At 47.1% G+C, this 22,578-nt stretch carries 24 protein-coding genes; 8 read left to right on the forward strand and 16 right to left on the reverse strand.

Annotation, left to right across the window (positions count from 1 at the left end; genetic code table 11):
* Nucleotides 1-24: 24 nt before the first annotated feature.
* From yggU to U9J37_RS13430, 4 genes are read right to left on the reverse strand one after another with little or no spacing between them, the layout of a single operon-like run.
* Nucleotides 25-315: a DUF167 family protein YggU gene (gene yggU / locus U9J37_RS13415; protein WP_005475152.1), complete on the reverse strand. Its 291-nt coding sequence runs from the start codon at nucleotides 313-315 to the stop codon at nucleotides 25-27.
* Nucleotides 315-872 (reverse strand): YggT family protein, encoded by a 558-nt coding sequence (locus U9J37_RS13420; RefSeq protein ID WP_005475177.1) that lies wholly within the window; start codon nucleotides 870-872, stop codon nucleotides 315-317. The genes yggU and U9J37_RS13420 overlap by 1 nt, the downstream gene beginning before the upstream one ends.
* A 37-nt stretch (nucleotides 873-909) precedes the next feature.
* Entirely contained in the window at nucleotides 910-1,728 is an 819-nt protein-coding gene (gene proC / locus U9J37_RS13425; RefSeq protein WP_005475241.1) for a pyrroline-5-carboxylate reductase, read from the reverse strand.
* A 24-nt stretch (nucleotides 1,729-1,752) separates the two neighbouring features.
* Nucleotides 1,753-2,466: a YggS family pyridoxal phosphate-dependent enzyme gene (locus tag U9J37_RS13430; RefSeq protein WP_005475219.1), complete on the reverse strand. Its 714-nt coding sequence runs from the start codon at nucleotides 2,464-2,466 to the stop codon at nucleotides 1,753-1,755.
* A gap of 25 nt (nucleotides 2,467-2,491) precedes the next feature.
* Between U9J37_RS13430 and U9J37_RS13435 the strand changes: the two genes are divergently transcribed.
* Nucleotides 2,492-3,532, forward strand: coding sequence for a type IV pilus twitching motility protein PilT (locus U9J37_RS13435; protein ID WP_005475129.1), 1,041 nt, complete (start codon nucleotides 2,492-2,494; stop codon nucleotides 3,530-3,532).
* An 11-nt stretch (nucleotides 3,533-3,543) separates the two neighbouring features.
* On the forward strand, nucleotides 3,544-4,650 hold the full coding sequence (locus U9J37_RS13440) for a PilT/PilU family type 4a pilus ATPase (protein ID WP_043887287.1): 1,107 nt from the start codon (nucleotides 3,544-3,546) through the stop codon (nucleotides 4,648-4,650).
* Nucleotides 4,651-4,688: 38 nt separating this feature from the next.
* On the opposite strand, the gene U9J37_RS13445 is transcribed toward U9J37_RS13440, so the two are convergent.
* The 3 genes from U9J37_RS13445 to U9J37_RS13455 are packed head-to-tail and all read right to left on the reverse strand — an operon-like array spanning nucleotide 4,689 to nucleotide 7,600.
* Nucleotides 4,689-4,847 carry a FeoB-associated Cys-rich membrane protein gene (locus U9J37_RS13445; protein WP_005475144.1) on the reverse strand — a complete coding sequence of 53 codons (159 nt, stop codon included), beginning with the start codon at nucleotides 4,845-4,847 and terminating at the stop codon, nucleotides 4,689-4,691.
* A 1-nt stretch (nucleotide 4,848) separates the two neighbouring features.
* On the reverse strand, nucleotides 4,849-7,350 hold the full coding sequence (gene feoB / locus U9J37_RS13450) for a ferrous iron transport protein B (protein ID WP_005475223.1): 2,502 nt from the start codon (nucleotides 7,348-7,350) through the stop codon (nucleotides 4,849-4,851).
* Nucleotides 7,351-7,360: 10 nt separating this feature from the next.
* Complete coding sequence (locus U9J37_RS13455; protein ID WP_005475125.1) at nucleotides 7,361-7,600, reverse strand: FeoA family protein; 240 nt, start codon at nucleotides 7,598-7,600, stop codon at nucleotides 7,361-7,363.
* 213 nt (nucleotides 7,601-7,813) lie between these two features.
* Here U9J37_RS13455 and U9J37_RS13460 point away from each other — a divergent pair, with 213 nt between their 5' ends.
* Both U9J37_RS13460 and U9J37_RS13465 read left to right on the forward strand, forming a co-directional pair.
* A complete protein-coding gene (locus U9J37_RS13460) occupies nucleotides 7,814-8,125 on the forward strand; it encodes a hypothetical protein (RefSeq protein ID WP_043887285.1) in 312 nt (103 codons plus the stop codon).
* A gap of 23 nt (nucleotides 8,126-8,148) precedes the next feature.
* On the forward strand, nucleotides 8,149-8,934 hold the full coding sequence (locus U9J37_RS13465; protein WP_005475221.1) for a DUF4198 domain-containing protein: 786 nt from the start codon (nucleotides 8,149-8,151) through the stop codon (nucleotides 8,932-8,934).
* Between the two features lie 70 nt (nucleotides 8,935-9,004).
* On the opposite strand, the gene ruvX is transcribed toward U9J37_RS13465, so the two are convergent.
* The 8 genes from ruvX to metK all read right to left on the reverse strand — a co-directional run bounded on the left by ruvX (nucleotide 9,005) and on the right by metK (nucleotide 15,467).
* Nucleotides 9,005-9,430 carry a Holliday junction resolvase RuvX gene (ruvX, locus tag U9J37_RS13470; protein WP_038137825.1) on the reverse strand — a complete coding sequence of 142 codons (426 nt, stop codon included), beginning with the start codon at nucleotides 9,428-9,430 and terminating at the stop codon, nucleotides 9,005-9,007.
* A 30-nt stretch (nucleotides 9,431-9,460) separates the two neighbouring features.
* The gene (locus U9J37_RS13475) at nucleotides 9,461-10,024 is read right to left on the reverse strand and encodes a YqgE/AlgH family protein (RefSeq protein ID WP_038137822.1); all 564 of its coding nucleotides are present in this window, start codon (nucleotides 10,022-10,024) and stop codon (nucleotides 9,461-9,463) included.
* 47 nt (nucleotides 10,025-10,071) lie between these two features.
* Nucleotides 10,072-11,019 (reverse strand): glutathione synthase, encoded by a 948-nt coding sequence (gene gshB / locus U9J37_RS13480; protein WP_005475173.1) that lies wholly within the window; start codon nucleotides 11,017-11,019, stop codon nucleotides 10,072-10,074.
* A 13-nt stretch (nucleotides 11,020-11,032) separates the two neighbouring features.
* Nucleotides 11,033-11,764: a 16S rRNA (uracil(1498)-N(3))-methyltransferase gene (gene rsmE / locus U9J37_RS13485; RefSeq protein ID WP_038191409.1), complete on the reverse strand. Its 732-nt coding sequence runs from the start codon at nucleotides 11,762-11,764 to the stop codon at nucleotides 11,033-11,035.
* Nucleotides 11,765-11,893: 129 nt separating this feature from the next.
* Nucleotides 11,894-12,595 carry a deoxyribonuclease I gene (gene endA, locus U9J37_RS13490; RefSeq protein WP_005475167.1) on the reverse strand — a complete coding sequence of 234 codons (702 nt, stop codon included), beginning with the start codon at nucleotides 12,593-12,595 and terminating at the stop codon, nucleotides 11,894-11,896.
* 76 nt (nucleotides 12,596-12,671) lie between these two features.
* On the reverse strand, nucleotides 12,672-13,169 hold the full coding sequence (locus tag U9J37_RS13495; protein ID WP_043887284.1) for a SprT family zinc-dependent metalloprotease: 498 nt from the start codon (nucleotides 13,167-13,169) through the stop codon (nucleotides 12,672-12,674).
* Between the two features lie 69 nt (nucleotides 13,170-13,238).
* Nucleotides 13,239-14,036: a DUF2189 domain-containing protein gene (locus U9J37_RS13500; protein WP_322413833.1), complete on the reverse strand. Its 798-nt coding sequence runs from the start codon at nucleotides 14,034-14,036 to the stop codon at nucleotides 13,239-13,241.
* Nucleotides 14,037-14,312: 276 nt separating this feature from the next.
* The gene (gene metK, locus U9J37_RS13505; RefSeq protein WP_005475235.1) at nucleotides 14,313-15,467 is read right to left on the reverse strand and encodes a methionine adenosyltransferase; all 1,155 of its coding nucleotides are present in this window, start codon (nucleotides 15,465-15,467) and stop codon (nucleotides 14,313-14,315) included.
* Nucleotides 15,468-15,784: 317 nt separating this feature from the next.
* Here metK and tkt point away from each other — a divergent pair, with 317 nt between their 5' ends.
* Complete coding sequence (tkt, locus tag U9J37_RS13510; protein WP_043887283.1) at nucleotides 15,785-17,779, forward strand: transketolase; 1,995 nt, start codon at nucleotides 15,785-15,787, stop codon at nucleotides 17,777-17,779.
* 82 nt (nucleotides 17,780-17,861) lie between these two features.
* Here tkt and U9J37_RS13515 read toward each other — a convergent pair whose 3' ends face one another.
* A complete protein-coding gene (locus U9J37_RS13515) occupies nucleotides 17,862-18,098 on the reverse strand; it encodes a hypothetical protein (protein ID WP_005475244.1) in 237 nt (78 codons plus the stop codon).
* 327 nt (nucleotides 18,099-18,425) lie between these two features.
* On the opposite strand from U9J37_RS13515, the gene U9J37_RS13520 reads away from it, so the two are divergent.
* From U9J37_RS13520 to U9J37_RS13530, 3 genes are all read left to right on the forward strand, one after another.
* Nucleotides 18,426-19,949 (forward strand): PTS transporter subunit EIIC, encoded by a 1,524-nt coding sequence (locus U9J37_RS13520; RefSeq protein ID WP_005475234.1) that lies wholly within the window; start codon nucleotides 18,426-18,428, stop codon nucleotides 19,947-19,949.
* 169 nt (nucleotides 19,950-20,118) lie between these two features.
* A complete protein-coding gene (gene epd / locus U9J37_RS13525; protein WP_005475123.1) occupies nucleotides 20,119-21,144 on the forward strand; it encodes an erythrose-4-phosphate dehydrogenase in 1,026 nt (341 codons plus the stop codon).
* A 151-nt stretch (nucleotides 21,145-21,295) separates the two neighbouring features.
* Nucleotides 21,296-22,456, forward strand: a complete 1,161-nt coding sequence (locus U9J37_RS13530; protein ID WP_005475155.1) for a phosphoglycerate kinase — start codon at nucleotides 21,296-21,298, stop codon at nucleotides 22,454-22,456.
* Nucleotides 22,457-22,578: the final 122 nt, after the last annotated feature.

A 22,578-nucleotide genomic window follows, 5' to 3' on the forward strand; every position in this document is an offset into this window, starting at 1 on the left:
TCTTCCTTTGTAAACAAAAAGCCATCATAAGATGGCTTTAATTTCTGCGGGGATTTGAGTGGGCGAGTTTACTCTGAGCTGTTTGTGCCGGCCGAGTTCGCCTTTTTCTATTTTGATCAATCCCTTCGCGACTTTAAATTGTTTTGCGAGGTATTTGCTCAAATGCGCATTGGCCTTGCCATCTACGGGTGGGGCAGTAATGGCGACTTTCAGTTCGTCGCCATGTAACCCGACTAACTTATCTCTACTCGCTTTTGGTTGAATATAGAGGCGAAGAACTAAATCTTCGCCATCAAACCAAGCAACGTTAGACATTATAGTTGGAACCAGATTGGACCGATCAAATCGCCCATTAGGAAGTTAGCGAATTGAAGAGCGATGAACAGCACCAGCACGCTGAGGTCGAAACCACCCATCGCCGGAATAATGCGACGAATTGGTGCCAGCATAGGTTCAGTGAGCTGGTGGAACACGTACTCAATCGGGCTGCGACCTTGACTCACCCAGCTTAAGATGGCGCGGATCAATAACACCCAGAACAACAGACTGCCAGCCGCTTTTAGAAGCGACAAGAAACCCAAGAATAGAAAATCTGCACTGAATGATACTGAGCCGTTGGATGCAATAAGAATCAACGCGACAAACTTGAGTACACACAATACGTAGGCAAACAAGACGGTTGCCATATCCAAGCTACCGATAGATGGAATGACTCGGCGCAGTGGGCCAATCACAGGTTGAGTGGCTTTGACGATAAACTGCGAAAACGGATTGTAGAAATCGGCACGGGCGGCTTGCAGCCAAATGCGTAAGATCACCACCATGATGTACAAATCAAATAGGGTGGAAATCAGAAAACTCATCGAATTCATAGGTGACCCTTAGTTAGTGAGCCTGAGGCTCAAATAGTTAAAATAGTGCTTCCATCTCTTCAGCGCGCGCGACCGCCGCTTGCATGGCTTTGGCTACTATATCTGAAAGTTGGTGTTCATTGAATGTGCGCAGCGCCTCTGCGGTTGTTCCACCTTTAGAGGTGACATTCTCTCTTAGTGTGGACAGCTCGGTTTCTGGGTTGTTCACCACCATACTGGCCGCGCCAAGTGCTGATTGTTGAACCAACAAACGCGCGGTGTCTTTATCAAAGCCTTGCGCGATGGCCTCGGCTTGCATCGCTTCCATAAACAGGAAGAAATAGGCTGGCGCACTGCCTGCAGCAGCAATGATGTTGTTGATACCAGATTCTTGCTCAACCCAGCAGACCTTTCCACATGATTCCATGAGCTGAGCTGCAAAGGCTTTGTCTTGCTCAGAAACATGCGTTGGTGCAAACAAGCCGCTCATGCCCAAGCCTAACTGCGAAGGTGTATTAGGCATCACTCGGACCAAGTTGAGCTCACTGTTTAGCATTTCATTGAAGCGCGCACTTTGAATACCCGCGGCAATCGAGATAACCAATTTGCCTGACCAATCTAGCTGTTGAAGAGGCTTGCACACCTCTTCCATCATTTGTGGCTTCACAGACAACACAACCACATCGGCTTCTTGTACGGCGTCGCTATTATTGTTGGTGGTATTAATACCAAACTCTTGCTCTAGCGGTAGGCGCCTTGTTTCTGAAGGTGCAGTCGCCGTAATCAAAGATGAAGGATACCCATCTGCAATTAATCCAGAAACAATGGCTTTGACCATGTTGCCCGCGCCAATGAAGGCAATTTTCTTGTGTTCCATTGGTTATCTTGTCCTTCTGTTTGTTTACGACTTGCTGTAGTCACGTGCGCCGAAAATGGCGGTCCCGATACGAACCATAGTGCTTCCCGCTTCGATGGCCGCTTCCATATCGCCACTCATTCCCATCGATAGGGTATCAAGCTGCTCATCTGGAAAACGCTTTACCAGCGCATCTTTTAACTCGGCCAATTGCTTAAATGCTGACAGCTGTGATGCGTAGTCAGACACGTTGGCAGGAATTGACATCAATCCTCTTAACGTGAGGTTGGGCAGCGAAGAAATCAACTCTGCCAGAGCAAAGATTTCATTTTCATTCAGGCCAGATTTTGAAGCTTCACCACTGGTGTTGACTTGCATTAGGACTTGAAGCGGAGGCATGCCTGCTGGACGTTGGTCATTGAGGCGCTGAGCTATCTTGGCGCGGTCAACCGTATGTACCCAAGCAAAGTTCTCTGCCACGTGACGAGACTTGTTGGATTGGATCGGACCAATAAAATGCCACTCAAGCGCAAGTTCTGGATGGTGTTCGTTAAAATATGCTACTTTATCGGCCCCTTCTTGCACGTAGTTTTCACCAAATGCAACTTGGCCTGCGTGGGCAGCTTCGAGAATTGCGTCTACAGGTTTCGTTTTACTCACCGCCAGAAGTTGCACTGACTCTCGAGGTCGTCCACACTTTTGTTGTGCGCTCTCAATCTGTGAGGTGATCTGTTCAATATTTTGTTGAATACTGTTCATAGCCGATTTTACTTAAGGAAAATAAATGGATATCGCTGAATTACTGGATTTTAGTGTAAAGCATAATGCATCAGATCTACATCTTTCTGCGGGTGTTTCACCCATGGTACGTATAGATGGAGAAGTAAGAAAGCTTGGTGTTCCTGCTTTTAGTCATTCTGATGTGCACCGTTTGATTTTTGAGATCATGAACGATGCTCAGCGAAGTGAGTTTGAAGAGCGGCTTGAAGTCGATTTTTCATTTGAGTTACCTAACGTTGGTCGATTCCGTGTCAACGCGTTCAACCAGTCTCGCGGTAGCTCTGCGGTGTTTCGTACCATTCCAACCGATATTCCAACCTTAGAGCAATTGGAAGCGCCGCAAATTTTCGAAAAGATCGCCAATATGGAGAAGGGCTTGGTTTTGGTGACCGGACCAACCGGCTCGGGTAAGTCGACAACGCTTGCCGCCATGGTGGATCACATTAACCGCCACCAGAATAAACACATCCTTACCATCGAAGATCCTATCGAATTTGTTCACACCAACAACAAGTGCCTGATAAACCAACGCGAAGTGCACCGCGATACCCACAGCTTTAGTAATGCGCTGCGTAGTGCGTTGCGTGAAGATCCCGATGTCATTTTGGTGGGTGAGCTGCGTGACCAAGAGACGATCAGCTTGGCGCTGACGGCGGCGGAAACAGGCCATTTAGTGTTTGGTACGCTGCATACCAGTAGTGCCGCTAAGACCATTGACCGTATTATCGATGTTTTCCCTGGTAGCGATAAAGACATGGTGCGATCCATGTTGTCGGAGTCACTGCGTGCTGTTATCGCGCAGAAACTGCTGAAGCGGATTGGTGGAGGGCGCACCGCCTGCCATGAGATCATGATGGCGACCCCAGCGATTCGAAACTTGGTTCGTGAAGACAAAGTGGCACAGATGTATTCAGTGATCCAAACTGGCGCAGCGCACGGCATGCAGACTATGGAGCAGCACGCCAAGCAGTTGATTGCTCAAGGTCAGGTGGATCCTGATGAAGTGGCGAAGAAGATCGAAACTGAATCCAATAGTTTGTTCTGATGGGTGAGAATATGGATATTAATGCTTACCTTCAGGGAATGAACAACCAAAAATCGTCTGATCTATACATTACCGTAGGCGCTCCGATCCTTTATCGAGTAGACGGGGAACTGCGTGCGCATGGTGAGAAGCTGTCACTGAATGATGTGGATATCCTACTCAGAAGTATGATGGATCAAGATCGGCAGCGAGAGTTCCATTCAAGCAAAGAGGCGAACTTTGCCATAGTACGAGACTTTGGTCGCTATCGAGTATCGGCGTTTTACCAACGAGAGCTACCTGGCGCGGTGATTCGCCGCATTGAAACCACGATTCCTAGCTTTGCAGATTTACGCTTGCCTGATGTGCTGCAAGATTTGTCGATCGCCAAGCGAGGGCTCGTGTTGGTCGTCGGTGCTACAGGGTCGGGGAAATCCACCACCATGGCGGCAATGACGGGCTATCGAAATACCCACCGAACTGGTCATATTCTTACCGTGGAAGATCCGATCGAGTTTGTGCATGAGCATAAGCGTTGTATCGTCACTCAGCGTGAGGTGGGGCTAGATACTGAAAGCTATGAAGTCGCGCTTAAAAACTCGCTGCGCCAAGCGCCGGATATGATCTTAATTGGCGAAATTCGTTCTCGTGAAACCATGGAATACGCGATGACGTTTGCTGAAACGGGTCACCTGTGTATGGCGACGCTCCACGCGAACAACGCAAACCAAGCGCTTGAGCGTATCTTGCATTTGGTGCCTAAAGAGCAAAAAGAGCAGTTCTTGTTTGATTTGTCGATGAACCTACGCGGCGTGATAGGTCAACAGTTGATTCGTGATAAGAATGGTCAAGGGCGTCACGGTGTATTTGAAATTCTGCTTAATAGCCCACGCGTGTCAGACCTGATTCGCCGAGGAGAGCTGCATGAGTTGAAATCGACCATGGCTAAATCAAAAGAGATAGGCATGCAAACCTTTGACCAAGCTTTATATCAGTTGGTTATCGATGGAAAAATCAATGAAAAAGATGCCTTGCACAGTGCGGACTCCGCGAATGACTTGCGCATTATGCTAAAGACAAGGCGAGGTGACGGCTTCGCTGGTGGCTCTTTGAGTAATGTGAAAATTGATATGGATTGAACCATGCCCTGCTAGTCTGCAGGGCATTTTTTTACTGGCTAGATTTTCTCTTTCGATTTATCTGAGCTGCAGCCACCACAACCATTTCCACAACTGGCTTTTTTTCTCACCAAGCGAACGTAAAGGTAGACAATGGCGATTGCCACAACCGCGACTAACCCAAGTGTATCCAAGACGGTATAGTTTTGCTCGAACATGCTATTTCTCAACGACTTTTATAGGAATGGGCTGCCCCTGTTTTTTCTGCTGCTTTCTATCGCGTAGACCGACCAGCAGCAAAGAGACTAAGGCTGAAAAGTAGGTGAGTGACATCACTTGGATACCACTTAGAGCAAAGCGGGTGCCGATCGTATAAACAAGCGTTGCAACAGTAAAACCGAGCAAGGTTGGCAATACGATGGAGAGGAGCATCCATTTATACTCTCCCGTCTGCACTTTTATCATCATCACGGTGGCGAGACAGGGTGGGTACAAAATGAAGAACAAGATCAGCGCAACAGCAGCGACTTCGCCGTGACCGGCAAGTTCATCTGATTGGGCCATCCGCTGCTCCAGTTTTTGGTTATTGTCCTCTTCGGGTTGAAATAGCACGCCGAGTGTCGCCACACTGCTTTCGCGAGCGGCAAACGAAGAAAATAGCGCAACGTTGATCTTCCAATCAAACCCTGCATATCGGGTGACCGGTTCCAAAGCTCGGCCAAAACTACCTAACAGTGAAGCTTCAAGGCGCCTCTCTTTCATTTCTCGGCGAATTTTCTTTCTTTCCGAAGCCAATTTTCTTAATGCTTTGTTGAGTTTAGCTGCATCTTTTCCTCCTTTTCTCGCAGTAATGGCGAAGTAAAGTTCATTGCGAGATTGGAAAGCGGTGTTGACTGATTGAGATGCACCAGCGCCTTTCGCATTCAGTTTTGCTGCGCGGTAATCCGTATAGAAGTTTACGAGGTCTGTTAAGGACTGCTCATCAAATGAGTCGGCATACTGAGTTTTTTGCGCTGCTTTTTGAAAGCGAGCGACGGCTTTTTCCGCTCGTGCTTGGAACGCTTGCTGCTCTTGCTCTGGAACGCCGGGAAATTGCAACAAGACGAAAATGACCGTAGAGACCGCAAGCACAATGGTGCCCACTTTGCGTACGTACATCCAGGTTCTCTCTAGAGAGCGAGTCACCACACTGCGTGCCGTTGGCAGGTTGTAGCGCGGCAGTTCCATGACAAAGGGGGCTTGCTCGGTACGGCGCAAGACAGATTGGGTTAACAGCTTTGCCACAAGTAGCGCTGCGATGATTGAAATTGTCGAAATGTAAAATGTCATCAAAGACTTGTCTTCAACAAAGAAAATACCCAGAAGCAGGGTGTACAAAGGGACTTTCGCTAAACAGTTCATATACGGCACCGTTAGGATCGTCGCAATGCGAGCGCGATTGTCTGGAATCCCTTTGGTTGCCATGACGCCCGGTACGGCGCATCCCCCGGCAAAGACGCCTGCGAGAATCATCGGCAATGTACTTTGTCCATGTAAGCCAAAGCGATTGAGTACCCGATCTGAAATAAATGCGATCCTTGCCATGTAGCCTGAATCTTCAATGATCGCGATAAGTGCAAACAGAATCAGAAAAATGGGGATATAGTTGAGTAGTGTGTTGGCTGAGTCGACAATCCATAGGCCGAGCGATCGAACGTAAGGATCGTGGAGAAAACCCGCGTCGGGTAAGACCCCGGCAATGAGTTCTCTAAGCCCTGCGAGATAAGGCCACCAGTAGTTGGTTAGCTCATATCCATAGACAATGGAGCTTTGATAGATGACAAATACGGTCGCGATAAGAAACAGCGGCGCGCCAAATTTATTGAGGACAACCTTGTCAATTTTATCGCTCACAGAGAGTTTTTCGATTTGGTGGCAAGATTGACTGCTGCACGCTTCAACAAGCATCGAGACACGCAGATGTCGCTGCGCAACAATGTAATCACTGACTGTGCTGCTTAACCTTGTTTCAATGCCGTTTAAATACAGCTCGACTTTGGCACTCAACTGCTGAGCCTGCTGCTCAGAGAGGCATTCACCTAGCCATTCATCGATATGACTATCGCGCTCTAACAGTCGCAGTGCAAGCCAGCGGAACGAGTAGCTTTGCGGGGCAATCGCGCTATCGAGCCACTCGGTGAGTGAAGAAAGCTCGGGCTCTAATTGCGGATAATCGATCGGCGCTTGCTGCTTTTTAGCATTGAGCAGAGCAGCGTTGATCTGATCTTCACCTTTTCCTTTCCTACCAATACATTCTGCGACAGGCACACCGATTTGCTGACTCAACGCACTCGAGTCGATAGCGATACCTTCTGACTGAGCAATGTCCATCATGTTAAGTACCAAGGCGATTGGCAGACCCATTTCAATCAGTTGCATTGTGAGGTGCAAAGAGCGGTTGAGGTTGGCGGCATCGACTACGTTGAGAACCACGTCAGCCGACTCTTGCCTAAGGGCATCGCGAGCCACCCTTTCTTCTAGTGAGTAGCAGCTCAAACTGTATGTACCGGGTAAATCGATGAGTTGGTAGGCGTCGCCGGCTACCGAGAAATAGCCTGTTTTTTTGTCTACAGTGACGCCTGGGTAGTTAGCAACATGCTGTCTTGCGCCTGTCAGCATATTAAAAATCGTCGACTTGCCCGCGTTTTGTTGGCCTGCCAGTAGTACTTTTTTCCGTTGCATAACGATTTCCTTACGACAACGTTACGAGTTGCACGATAACGGTCTCGGCTTCTGTTTTTCTGATCACGACGCTGGTTGCGCCCACTCTAAACTCGAAAGGATCACGCAGCGGCGCTTTGCGAATCAGCTTGATTTGAGACTGTGGAATGAGCCCTAAATCAAGCAGGCGTTGGCGAACGGCTCCGTTCGATTGATGGGAAACAATCGTTGCGCTTTGTCCAATGGATAGCTGGCTTAAGGTAGTTTGCATGTAATAACAGTGAGTAGTTTTTCCTTTCGAGATTGTAAACAATGCGCCGAAAATTAATTAAACAATAACCATTGTATAAATGATTTATATCAATGAAGATGTATTTAATAATCATTCTCACTTTTATTTATTGAGTTCAGTCGTTAATCTCTCGGCATAAAATTGGGATTCATTCTCAATATCTTTTTAAAAATGCTAGAAATGGACGAAAAAATGAAACAAAAAACTCTGCTCTTACTAATGAGTGCAGTGCTTCCTAGTGCAGCACTGGCTCACACCCCGTTATTTTCATGTTATGACTTCGGCGACAATACCATTTTGTGTGAAGGTGGCTTTTCCGATGGCTCTTCAGCATCCGGCGTAGAAGTGTTGGTAACTGATGGCTCGGGCAAGACGTTAATTACCAGTGAAATTAACGAAGATGGTGAAATTGAATTTGAGAAACCTGCAGGTGAGTACAAAGTTCAGTTCAATGCTGGGCCGGGACATTCCATAGAAGTTGATGGCAAGAATATTGTTGAATAACCAAAGAAATTTAGGATGAAAAAATGAAAAAGTTATCTCTAGCGGTTGGTGTGGCTGCACTCTCTTTGTCGGCCGCTTCTCAGGCTCACTTCCTATTAATGCATACGCCAACTTCTCAGCTTGACGCTCCAACGACCGTGGACATGAAGGTTGTGTTTGGCCACCCGATGGACAACGGCCATGTGATGGACATTGAAAAGCCAGAGGCCCTAACGGTTACATTCAAAGGCAAGAAAACGGATCTGTTGGATACGTTGCAACCTATTGAGTGGACTGGCCCTGACAACAAGGCGAAGGCGTTTAAGTTAGAGTATAAAATCCGTCGCAACGGTGATTACATTTTTGCCGCAACACCAGCGCCTTATTATGAAGGCGGTGAGGACATCTACATTCAACAAATCACCAAGCGTTACATCAATAAAGGTGGACTGCCAACTGGGTGGGAGAAGCCACTGGGTTTGAAGACGGAAATTGTGCCGAAGAACAAGCCTTATCAAGTGCTTGCTGGTAGTACATTCACTGGCCAGCTTCTCTCTGAAGGTAAGCCAGCGGCAGGTGTAGAGTGTGAGATTGAATTTCTAAACACTGACATTGATAGTAAAGCGAATGCTTTTGGTAAAGGTACGCATCGCAGCACGCCTGCGTCTGCGATTGTTGCCATCACGGATGACAATGGCATGTTTACTTTCGGTGTGCCAACAGCAGGCAAGTGGGGATTTGCGTGCCTAGGGTCAGGTCCTGATAAAGAGTTTAAAGGCAAAGAGCTATCGCAAGACGCCGTGCTTTGGATTGAAGCGCAAGACTTATAAACGCTATTCGATCAAAAAAGCTGGCGCTTAATCGCCAGCTTTTTTCGTTTAGTTTCTGCGATGGGAGAGCTTATTCACCCCATTGCGCTTCAAACCAACTTTCCAGAATTACAACGGCGGATTGGCAATCCACATTGCCCTTGCTTAGCGCCTTGTATCCTCCCATGTTGAAGAGGTCTGCTCGCGCTTCGGTGGTTGAGAGTCTTTCATCATGCAATTCGACAGGTAAGCCATAGCGACCGTGTAGTCGGTTGGCAAACTTTTTCGCCCGAGGTGTGATGGTCTCTAAGTCGCGACCATGGAGGTCGGTCGGTAAACCAACAACCAATAAATCGGGTTGCCACTCTTTGATTAATTTTTCGATGTCATCCCAATTGGGGATTCCGTCATTGGCTTTAAATGCACGAAGAGGAGACGCGGTACCCGTGACCTCTTGACCAATTGCACTGCCAATGCTTTTGGTACCGAAGTCAAAGGACATGATGGTTCTAGACATGAGAATCCTGTTTTTAGTCTTTATGGTCGATTACGCGTGGCCAATCTCACTTGAGAGCTGAGCAACGTTAATACCCAACATTTGCACGGCTTTTTGCCAGCGCTCAGCAATGGGCGTGTTAAAAATGACGTCTGGGTCCGCTTCGATGGTCAGCCATGAGTTGTCTGAGAGTTCACTTTCGAGCTGGCCAGGCTCCCAGCCGGAATAGCCCAATGCCACCAAGTACTCGTTTGGTTCCGCTTCGGTGCCTAGCACGGTGAGAATATCTCGCGAGGTGGTGACAGAAATACTGTCCGTCATCTGAATACTCGACTCATACTCATCTTTGGGCTGGTGCAAGATGAAGCCTCGATCGCTTGAGACGGGCCCACCTTTTAAGACGGGTTTGTCGAGGCTGTCGGTGAACAGCTGCGGATGAACCGATTGGACATCCACTTGTTTGAGCATTTTGCCGACGGTGACGTCGATTGGAGCATTAATCATTAGACCCATGGCGCCCTCATCATTGTGTTCGCACACGTAGATAACGCTGCGCTCAAAGTAGGGATCTTTCATCCCGGGCATCGCCACTAAAAAATGGTTAGTTAAATTCATAGACACTCCAACAGATTATTAGGGGCAGAGGTTCTACCCCCTTGTTATTATTTGTTGATGCGGCGTTCAATCGCATCCATAAGCTTGCCTGTGATCGAAACATCAAATGCAGCCTCGATTTCACGAATGCACGTTGGGCTTGTTACATTAATTTCAGTTAGCTTGTCGCCGATGACATCCAAACCAACAAAAATCAGTCCTTTTTCCTTAAGTGTAGGCGCTACAGCTTCAGCGATCTTTTTATCTGTTTCACTTAATGGTCTTGCTTCACCAGTCCCGCCAGCGGCTAGGTTGCCGCGGGTTTCACCTTTAGCTGGAATACGGGCTAAGCAGTAACCAATCGGCTCACCATCGACCACTAGGATGCGCTTGTCACCATTGCTGATGTCTGGGACGAAGGTTTGCGCCATTGCGTAGTTTTGACCGTGGTTGGTCAGGGTCTCAATGATCACCGACACGTTTGGATCACCCTCTTTCACGCGGAAGATAGATGCGCCACCCATGCCATCAAGAGGTTTTAGGATCACGTCGCCATGTTGCTCGCGGAACTGTTTAATCTTCTCGGCTTTACGCGTTACGATGGTGGTCGGCGTAAGTTCTGGGAACCAAGCGGTGAACAACTTCTCGTTACAATCACGTAGGCTTTGCGGCTTGTTTACAATCAGTGTGCCTTGCTCTTCAGCGCGCTCAAGAATGTAAGTCGCGTAGATGTATTCGGTATCAAACGGAGGATCCTTACGCATCAGAACGGCATCAAGCTCAGACAGTTCAATGGTTTGCTCCGATTTAAACTCATACCAACCCGTTGGATCTTCTTTTAGCTCGACGACCTTGGTATCAGCAATGGCGACACCTTGGTCTAGGTGTAAGTCGTTCATCTCCATGTAATGGATTTCGTAGCCGCGGCGCTGCGCTTCAAGCATCATGGCAAAGCTAGAGTCTTTTTTGATGTTAATGGACGAGATAGGGTCCATTACGATACCTAATTTGATCATTGTTGTTCTCCGTTTAACCAAGATCGCCGAAACGAACTTGCAAGGCTGTAATTGCAGTGAGAGCCGCTGTTTCCGTGCGCAGTACGCGTGGGCCAAGCAGTGTCTCTTCAAATTTATACTCTTCTGTCATACCGATTTCTTCCGCTGACAAGCCACCTTCTGGACCAATCAATAGACGAACCTTCTCTACCGGTGTTGGCAGGGTATTGATTGAGTATTTTGCTCGTGGATGAAGGTTGAGCTTTAAGCCGTCATAGTCTTCGGCGCACCACTCTTCAAGCTGCATGATTGGGCGGATTTCAGGAACGGTATTACGACCACATTGCTCACAGGCACTGATAGCGATTTTCTGCCATTGCGCGAGCTTTTTTTCGAAGCGCTTTTGATCCAGTTTCACACCACAGCGCTCTGAAATCAGAGGAGTAATGGTATTTACACCAAGCTCAACCGATTTTTGGATGGTGAACTCCATCTTGTCACCACGTGAGATCACCTGACCTAGGTGCAAATCAAGCGGTGATTCCGCGCTGCGTTCAATGCGTTCGGTGACATCCACTTCGACGTGTTTTTTTGTCACACTTGAAATGGTTGCTGGAAATTCAGCACCACTGCCATCAAACAGCAGGACATCTTGCCCCTCTTTCATTCGCAATACACGGCCAATGTGGCCGGCAGCGTCGTCACTCAACATGAGAGTGCCTAGCTGTGAGATGGTTTCTGGATGATAGATTCGTGGGATTCGCATTGGTTTCGATTTCCAGCAAGAGATTTAGAGATAACCTCTAACATGGATGCTTTTAAGGGAAAAAACAAGGGGCACAAAGCGTTTCCAGCTAAGAACTGGAAACTCTTTGTTGGTTGAAGGATAGATAACTTAAAGGGCTTGGCAGGCTTGATAAACAAACGGGTTGTGATTCCCCTGAATTTTGAAAATTCGCTCTTCTCGCTCACATTCCCATGAATCAACCGGAAACTGCTTGTTCCATGCATTCATCAGTTGCGTTTGCTGTTTAGATAGCCTAAATCCATACTCTTTGCTCATATAAAGGTACGTACGCGCGATGGAACCTTTTGCTCGATCGGGTGGCATCACTTTGCGCTGCTTAAAGTTGACCTGCATTTCACAGCGGCCATAGCTGACGCCGTCGACGCCATTCCACTGGCTAAAGTTATAGTTGGAACGATCGCCATTCACTTCACCGATCGCAGGAGTCAGGTTGTGAAGATCGGCTTCCATCATGCGGAAGGTTTTATCTTTCTTCGCGCAGTTTTTGCGTCCGCCTTCTTGCCAACATTGGCGCTGGTGGCCAAATTGCCACGCAGGGACCACATGTTCCCATTCGATACGTGACGCGCGTTTGAGCTGTTTTCGAACTTGGTAGCCACAAGATTCTAAGTCGGGGATGCCTTTTCTTCCTTGCCACTGAATATCACAACCACAATAAAAACTGGTTGGGTGATCGGCGTATATTTTGACCGCCTCTTTCTTTGCTTTCGAAAAAGAAGAAGGTGGAGCGGCGACTGCCACAGATGACAGGAGCGCAATGGTGAATGCAAGCAAGCGTTGTGTTTTCATATCTTGGTATTAGAAAAGTATGAGTGCTTACAGTCTAGCACGCATTGCTGGCTTGTATTACTGAGAAAACAATTAACTAGGAGAGTTGTTTACCACTGAAAGCGAGTGTCTGTTGGCACTGCTGACAGCGGTAACTGGCTTGCTTTCGCTGTACTTTATTGTGTCGGCGAATCGACAAAGGGTAGGTGGTACAGGCACAAAGGTACTCAAAGGTCTTCCCTTGCACTGAAGTGATTTCAAAGCAGTGCGTCGTTTTTGCAGGGACTTTAAATACGGCTTCCATCACGCCTTGCCACTCTTTACCGTGTGGTCTTACTCGGCCATAGACTTGATAGGTGATCAAATGGGCCACTTCATGGGGGATCACCTCGTTTAAGAATGCCTGCTGGTTCTCTTTAAACAGGGTTGGATTGAGGCGGATTTCATTGAGTTGTAGATAAGCTTTACCCGCAGCTTTACCGCGCAGCTTGTAGTTGAGTGAAGGTTGTGGGAATTGACGTTTGAAGGCGTTTTGCGCTTGGAATAGACACTCTGCGATGACTTTGTGCGCACGATAATCGAGTTCTAAATCCACATTTACTCCTAAAACAACGCCCCAACCAAAAGGGTTGGGGCGCATCATAGATCGAAACAGGTATTCTTGTTAAGGGTGATGTTTCTTCTTAATGGTTTCGTGGTATGCGTGCCAAGTGCCGTAGCCGAGTATTGGCATTGTGAACAACATGCCGATCCCGTAAGTGGCGAAGCCCACCAAAATACCGCCACAAATTAAGCCTGCCCACACAATCATAGCCGGAATGTTGGACTTAACGGCATTGAAGCTGGTAAATACCGCGGTCATCATATCGACGTGACGTTCCATCATCAGTGGAATTGAAAATGCGGAGATGCTGAACACAACACAAGCGAGGATAAAGCCAACTAGAGAGCCTATCACGAGGAAAGGCATAAATTCGGTGAGCGGAGCACCTTGCACGGAAGGGTATAAGGCGTGAAGCAACGCAGCGATGCGCATCCAGAAAATCATACATACTGCCAGCAAGACCGCGAATGCCCATTGAGAGGTCGAATTGCGTCCGATCGCTTTCATTGAATGAAGCAGGCTGGCGCTGTGTCCTTTCTCTCTTTCCCAACTCGCATCGTATAAACCGAGAGCGAGGAAAGGGCCGATTAGCATGTAAACAACTAGGCTAGGCATCACCACGAGGTGAGTTCCTTGCCATTGAACGAGTAATACAATACCAATCGCGGCGGCCATAAAGCATAAACCATAGAATGCGCTGATAAGAGGCATTCTGATAAAGTCGTGTAAGCCCAACGAGAGCCAATGAAATGGCGCTGAAACGCTTACTTGATTACACGGAATGGTGCGAGCATATTCCGCGTCTGGGACTTCTTTATGTTTCTCTTTGAAGTCGTGTGGATTCACCGTACGAGGCATACATCCTCCTTGATCGATTCTCTGTTCTCACCGGGCGGTTTGGCTGCCCGAATGTGTTGGAAACTCGATGCCCGGATCGTTGACTTCTTGGTTGGGGCAAGAGTTTATCTTGTGTTACGAGATGAAATTCAATATAGATTTATCCCATTAACATATTTTTAACTATTGACCCGATGGCAAAAAAATACAACTTTCATCGGTATTTTTCTCGGTAAAGAAAAAGGGCTTTTGGTTTCCCCAAAGCCCTTTTAAATTCGATTATGTCTTATGTTCTAATTACTTAAGACCTGCGAAGTCTGCAAGAATCGCTGCTTTATCTGTCGCTTCCCATGGGAACTCTTCACGACCGAAGTGACCGTAAGCTGCTGTCTTCTTGTAGATAGGCTGAAGTAGGTTCAGCATCTCTTGTAGACCGTATGGACGTAGATCGAAGTTCTGGCGAACTGCTTCTACGATAATGTCGTGAGAGACTTTCTCAGTGCCGAACGTTTCCACCATGATAGAGGTTGGATCCGCAACACCGATTGCGTAAGAAAGTTGGATCTCACAACGATCAGCCATGCCAGCCGCAACGATGTTTTTCGCTACGTAACGTGCAGCGTATGCTGCAGAGCGGTCTACTTTTGATGGATCTTTACCAGAGAACGCACCGCCACCGTGACGAGCTGCGCCGCCGTAGGTATCAACGATGATCTTACGACCAGTTAGACCACAGTCACCCATTGGACCACCGATTACGAAACGACCCGTTGGGTTGATGAAGAAGTTAGTTTCTTTGTTGATCCACTCAGACGGCAATACTGGCTTGATGATCTCTTCCATTACCGCTTCACGTAGGTCAGGAGTTGATACTGAGTCACAGTGCTGAGTTGAAAGAACAACCGCATCGATACCCACAATCTTACCTTGATCGTATTGGAACGTTACCTGAGATTTCGCATCTGGACGTAGGAAGTTTAGTTTGCCGCTCTTACGTACTTCTGCTTGTTTTTCAACTAAGCGGTGTGCGTAAGTGATAGGTGCTGGCATTAGGATTTCTGTTTCGTTGGTTGCGTAACCAAACATAATGCCTTGGTCCCCTGCGCCTTGCTCTTTAGGGTCGGCTTTGTCAACACCTTGGTTGATGTCTGGTGACTGCTTACCGATAGTGTTTAGAACGGCGCAAGAATCCGCGTCAAAACCCATATCAGAGTGAACGTAGCCAATCTCACGCACGGTTTGACGCGTTAGCTCTTCGATATCTACCCATGCTGAAGTCGTGATCTCACCACCAACCATGACCATACCGGTTTTAACGTAAGTTTCACACGCGACACGTGCTTTTGGGTCTTGTTCTAGAATTGCATCAAGAACAGCATCAGAAATTTGGTCTGCAATTTTATCTGGATGACCTTCTGATACCGACTCAGAAGTGAATAGGTGCTTAGCCATGTTAGCTCCACTATATCTGGTTAATGTTGGAGGTTTGGTAACACTCCAGCATTCAATAATATTAAAAACTGTAGGTGTATCTACATCTAGACGTCTATTCTAGTTTTGAATGCTCGAATTACAAGCTCTTTTTTATTATTAGATAAAACCAAACGTTTGCCTTAAATTGGCTTCAAATGAGTAACTTCGAGCGATTTGCTGCGAAAGGTCGGAAATTTGTGAACAAATGGCTTGGAAAACGTTTGCACAGCTAGATTCGCTTTGAGAGAATTATCGCCCACATTTATATGATTCGCTTAATGCACTCAGGAGCTGACATGTCTTCTCGTCAACATCTCGCTAATGCTATCCGCGCTCTAAGCATGGATGGTGTACAACAGGCTAACTCTGGCCACCCAGGCGCCCCTATGGGTATGGCTGATATCGCTGAAGTTCTTTGGCGCTCTCACCTAAACCACAACCCAGCAAACCCAGAATGGGCTGACCGCGACCGTTTCGTTCTTTCAAATGGCCACGGCTCTATGCTGATTTACTCTTTGCTACACCTTTCGGGTTACGAGCTATCGATTGACGATCTGAAGAACTTCCGTCAGCTTCACTCTAAGACACCAGGCCACCCTGAGTACGGTTACGCACCAGGTATCGAGACAACGACAGGTCCTCTAGGTCAAGGTATCACCAACGCTGTAGGTATGGCGTTAGCTGAGAAGACGTTGGCAGCACAGTTCAACAAAGAAGGCTTTGATATCGTTGACCACTTCACTTATGCATTCATGGGTGACGGCTGTCTGATGGAAGGTATCTCTCACGAAGCATGTTCTTTAGCTGGTACGCTAGGTCTTGGTAAGTTGATTGCGTTCTGGGATGACAACGGCATCTCTATCGATGGTCACGTTGAAGGCTGGTTCTCTGATGACACACCTAAGCGTTTTGAAGCGTACGGCTGGCATGTAATCCCAGCGGTAGACGGTCACGATCCTGAAGCGATCAACGCAGCAATCATCGCCGCTAAAGCGGATCCTCGCCCAACTCTGATTTGTACTAAAACAGTGATCGGTTTTGGTTCGCCTAACAAGTCTGGCTCTCACGACTGTCACGGTGCACCACTAGGCGCAGAAGAAATTGCAGCGACTCGCAAGCAACTTGGTTGGGAGCACGGTCCATTTGAAATTCCTGCTGATGTTTATGCACAGTGGGATGCAAAACAAGCGGGTGCTGAAAAAGAAGCTGCATGGAATGCTAAGTTCGATGCTTATGCCGCGGCATACCCTGAAGAAGCCGCTGAGCTTAAGCGTCGCCTAAACGGTGAACTACCAGCACAGTGGGAAGAGAAAGCAAACGCAATCATTGCTGACCTGCAAGCAAATCCTGCAAACATCGCATCACGTAAAGCGTCTCAAAACGCGCTAGAAGCGTTCGGTGCTATGCTACCAGAATTCCTAGGCGGCTCGGCTGACCTTGCGCCTTCTAACCTTACTATGTGGTCTGGTTCTAAGTCTGTGTCGGCTGAAGATCCAGCGGGTAACTACATCCACTACGGTGTACGTGAATTTGGTATGACAGCGATCATGAACGGTATTGCACTACACGGTGGTTTCGTACCATACGGCGCAACCTTCCTAATGTTCATGGAATACGCTCGTAACGCGATGCGTATGGCTGCTCTGATGAAAGTTCAGAACATTCAGGTTTACACGCACGACTCTATCGGTCTTGGCGAAGATGGCCCAACTCACCAACCAGTTGAGCAAATGGCGTCTCTACGTCTAACGCCAAACATGAGCACATGGCGTCCATGTGACCAAGTTGAGTCTGCAGTCGCTTGGAAACTGGCTATCGAGTGTAAAGACGGCCCAACGTCGCTAATCTTCTCTCGTCAAAACCTTGCACAGCAAGAGCGTAGCGAAGAGCAAGTAGCTAACATTGCTAAAGGTGCTTACATCCTGAAAGATTGTGCTGGCAAGCCAGAGCTAATCCTTATCGCAACAGGTTCTGAAGTTGAGCTAGCGGTTAACGCTGCTGCTGAACTAACAGCTGAAGGTAAGAAAGTACGCGTAGTTTCAATGCCATCTACAGATGCTTTCGACAAGCAAGACGCGCAGTACCGCGAAGCAGTACTACCATCAGACGTAACTGCGCGTATCGCTATCGAAGCGGGTATTGCTGACTTCTGGTACAAGTACGTTGGCTTCGGCGGCAAGATCATCGGTATGACAACGTTCGGTGAATCTGCTCCAGCAGGCGAACTGTTCAAGATGTTCGGTTTCACTACAGAAAACGTAGTGAACACAGCGAAAGAACTACTTTCTTAATTTAGTTCGTATCAACGAAAAAGAGAAAACCGAGCCATTTGGCTCGGTTTTTTTATGCGTTCAAGTTAAGTCTGCGCAGCGGTTACTCAAACTCTTTACCCCAGTTATCTTTCTCTTTGTGACCACACACTTTGCATGTGACGTATCTGTCCATGTCATAGTAATGACCACCATTGATAAAGGTATGAGCCATCAATTTGATTCGACCTAAAAGAGAAGTGTCCGTGTCGTAGCTGCTGTTTTTTCTGACAAGCACTTCACTATGGGGCGTTTCTTGTTCGCATTGTTTACAAAAGTGAGTGGCTGGGTATCCAGACATAGTCATTTCCTTTGGTTGATAAAACTAGAATAGAAACAGCCAATAGAAAAACGACATACTCCGCCGCACTATGCATAAGAAAAATATATCAATCAAGTTGAATAAATTCACATTGCGGTCTAGGTAACTTCTCCTTGGTTTTTGTCTAAGGATGGACTGCAATCGGCCGTCTGTGATTAATCAGTCATTCCGTTTAGCCAAGTATTTGTTAGCCATGACAAGAAGATTGTAAGGGATGAGTTACAAACTGCTTTCTATTTGTAACCTTAGGCTTCGTCGTTGTTGGTAGTGTTCTTTGGTAATCCATCGATACTAAAGGACTGTATTATGCTAGATAGTTTAAAAACAGGCTTATCTAAGCTTTCCTTGATAGGGAAGGCATTGATGCTGCCTATATCCATCTTACCAGCAGCAGGTCTACTGCTCGCCTTTGGCGCTAAGCTCGATATCCCGCTTATGATGCGTGCTGGGGGCGTCATATTTGATAACTTAGCCTTGCTGTTTGCCGTGGGGGCTGCCGTTGGTTTGACTAAGGAATCTGGGATCGCCGCCTTAGCTGCGATTGTTGCGATGGTTGTCATGAATGCAACCATGGGGGTCGCGTTAGGTATTACGCCTGAGATGGCGATCGGTGGTGGTCGTTATGCGATGGTGATGGGCATTCCGTCATTGCAAACGGGTGTCTTTGGTGGACTTATCGCTGGTATTCTCGCTGCCGTTATGTACCAACGCTTTTATGATACTAAGCTGCCTGATTTCCTTGGCTTCTTTGCCGGTAAACGTTTTGTTCCTATTGTGACTGCATTTTCTGCGTTTCTCATCGGGTTAGTATTACCTTATATTTGGTCATATATTCAGTCAGGGATTGATGCGCTGTCGCACATGGCGAATGGCGGCAACATGTATGTCTCAACGTTCATCTACGGATTTATGGAACGCGCTCTAATTCCAGTTGGCCTCCATCATATCTTTTATAGCCCTTATTGGTTCTCTTTCGGGGAGTACACCACCGCCGCTGGAACTATTGTAAACGGCGATCATACGATTTGGTTTAAAATGCTCGAAGATGGCGTCAAAACATTCTCAACCAGCGAATACCAAGAAGCAGGTAAATTCCTATCGGGCAACTTTGCAATTTACATGTTCGCTTTCCCTGCGGCGTGTTTAGCGATGTATCACGAAGCGAATGACAAAAACAAAAAAATAGCAGCGGGTATTTTGGGTTCAGCTGCACTTACCTCTTTTGTTACCGGTATTACAGAGCCAGTGGAATTCGCGTTTATCTTTGTCGCGCCTGTGCTTTATGTGTTCTCTGCAATTATGGCTGGGGTGTCTTATGCGGTGACGTATGCGCTGGATGTTCACATAGGTAAAACCTTCTCTGCAGGTATCATTGATTTTGTTTCATTTGGGGTTCTTCCAGCGATGGATGGCTTTAAAACCAACTGGTTCAATGTGATTCTTTGGGGCTCAGCGATGGCTGCGATTTACTACACGGTTTTCCGCTTTGCAATTCGAAAACTCAACTTGAAAACGGTTGGACGTGAGGATACGCAAAGTAAGGCTATTACCTTAGAAAATGAAGAGCTAGCGAGTGAAATTACAACCTTGATTGGTGGTGCCGCGAACATTACTTCGATAGGGGCATGTATTACCAGGTTGCGCCTACAGATTAAAGATCAGTCACTTGTGAATGAGAAGGGAATCAAAGACCTCGGCGCGATGGGAGTCATAAAAGTGGGTTCAAGTGGCTTGCAAATCATTCTAGGTGCGCGGGCTCAATTTGTGGCTGAAATTATGAGTGATAGTCTCAGCGATACTTCGGCTTCACTGTCAGTAAGCCCTAGCTAATCATCTACAACGAACGATCTTCAATATTTACGCTATCAATCGAGAGGTTGGTAGCGTTGCCTTGCATTTAATTTTCAAACTTATAGATCGCTTTAGCATTCTACTAATGCGCTTCGAGTGGCTATCGGTTACTATTTGTGACACGAAAATCATGTAAGGCGATGGAATCATGCTAAGAGTTGCGATCAATGGATTTGGACGTATCGGTCGTAATGTACTGCGGGCAGTATATGAAAGTGGCAAAAGCCAGCAGATTAAAGTGGTAGCAGTCAATGAGCTTGCTCAGCCAGATGCCATGGCGCACCTACTGCAATACGATACAAGCCACGGTCGATTCGGCAAGAAGGTGACCAACGACCAAGAGCATATCTATATTCATCATGACAGCGGAGAGTTTGATTCTATCCGCATTCTACATCTCAGTGATATTGAGCTGCTGCCGTGGCGCGATCTAGAGGTCGATCTGGTCTTAGATTGTACAGGTGTTTTTGGCTCTCAAGCGGATGGTCAAGAGCATATCAAAGCGGGCGCAAAGAAAGTCCTATTTTCACACCCTGGGGCCAACGATCTCGACAATACCATTATCTATGGTGTGAACCACGATACGCTAAAAGCCGAACACAAAGTTGTCTCCAACGGTTCGTGTACCACTAACTGTATTGTCCCTATCATTAAAGCCCTTGATGACGCTTTTGAAATCGAATCTGGCACCATTACTACGATTCACTCATCGATGAACGACCAACAAGTCATTGATGCGTACCACTCCGATTTGCGTCGAACACGTGCCGCCAGCCAGTCGATCATTCCCGTAGACACTAAGTTGCATAAAGGTATTGAAAGAATCTTCCCGAAATTTTCTAACAAATTTGAAGCGATTTCCGTGCGAGTACCAACGGTAAACGTCACGGCGATGGATTTAAGTGTCACAATTAATACAAATGTGAAAGTTAATGACGTAAATCAAACCATTGTTAACGCATCTCAGTGTACATTACAGGGCATTGTTGACTATACTGAAGCGCCGCTCGTTTCTATCGACTTTAATCATGATCCCCATAGCGCGATTGTCGATGGTACACAGACTCGAGTGAGCAATGGGCATTTAGTGAAAATGCTTGTTTGGTGTGATAACGAATGGGGCTTTGCGAACCGCATGCTGGATACTGCGCTCGCAATGCAAGCTGCAAAGTAAGCCGTAGTGCAGCGAGGAGAATTATTTATTTTCACCCTTGAAATAAATAAATGATGGCTCCATATCTGAACCAGTTTAAAGAATTAATAGGCTTGGCAGGGTTGCCGGGCTACTGAAAACTTTACTTATTGAATATTTGAGAGGACACATCATGTCTGTAATCAAGATGACTGACCTGGATCTAGCAGGTAAACGTGTATTTATCCGTGCGGACCTAAACGTACCTGTAAAAGAAGGCAAAGTGACTTCTGATGCACGTATCCTAGCATCTCTACCAACGATCAAGCACTGTCTAGAAGCTGGCGCTAAAGTTATGGTTACTTCTCACCTAGGTCGTCCAACTGAAGGTGAATACGCAGAAGAGTTCTCTCTACAACCTGTTGTTAACTACCTAAACGACGCACTAGATTGCGACGTTAAACTAGCGAAAGATTACCTAGATGGCCTAGAGCTAAACACAGGTGAGCTAGTTGTTCTTGAAAACGTTCGCTTTAACAAAGGCGAGAAGAAGAACGAAGAAGAGCTATCTAAGAAATACGCAGCACTTTGTGACATCTTCGTAATGGATGCATTTGGTACGGCTCACCGTGCTCAAGCGTCTACTCACGGTGTTGGTATGAACGCGCCTGTTGCGTGTGCTGGTCCTCTTCTTGCTGCTGAACTAGAAGCACTAGGTAAAGCAATGGACAACCCAGAGCGTCCACTTGTTGCTATCGTTGGTGGTTCTAAAGTTTCTACTAAACTAACCGTTCTAGAGTCTCTATCTAAAGTCGCTGACCAGCTAGTTGTTGGTGGTGGTATCGCGAACACATTTATCGCTGCAGCAGGCCACAACGTAGGTAAGTCTCTATACGAAGCTGACCTAGTTGAAACCGCTCAAAAACTAATGAAAGAGTGTTCTATCCCAGTTGCGACTGACGTTGCATGTGCGAAAGCATTCGACGAGAACGCAGAAGCTGAAATCAAGAACGTTGCTGACGTCGCTGACGACGACATGATCTTCGACCTAGGTCCAGACTCAACGGCAGCTCTAGCTGAAATCATCGCTAACGCTAAGACAATCCTATGGAACGGTCCTGTAGGCGTATTCGAATTCAAGAACTTCGAAGCGGGTACCAAAGGTATCTCTGAAGCGATCGCTAAGTCAGCAGGTTTCTCTGTAGCAGGTGGTGGTGACACGCTAGCGGCTATCGACCAATTCGGTATCAAAGCTGACGTTTCTTACATCTCTACTGGTGGTGGTGCATTCCTTGAATTCGTTGAAGGTAAAGTACTTCCAGCAGTGGCAATGCTTGAAGAGCGCGCTAAGTAATTAAGTGAAAGCGGGAGAGTGATTCTCCCGCTTTCTTGTTTGCTGCACATCACAGTTTTTTGCTAGAATAGCGCGAGTTGTGAGCAAACGTTTGCAAGAATTTAAACTTAACAAGTTTTATT

The sequence above is a fragment of the Vibrio sp. 16 genome (assembly GCF_963681195.1).
In the GTDB taxonomy this organism is placed as follows: domain Bacteria; phylum Pseudomonadota; class Gammaproteobacteria; order Enterobacterales; family Vibrionaceae; genus Vibrio; species Vibrio sinaloensis_D.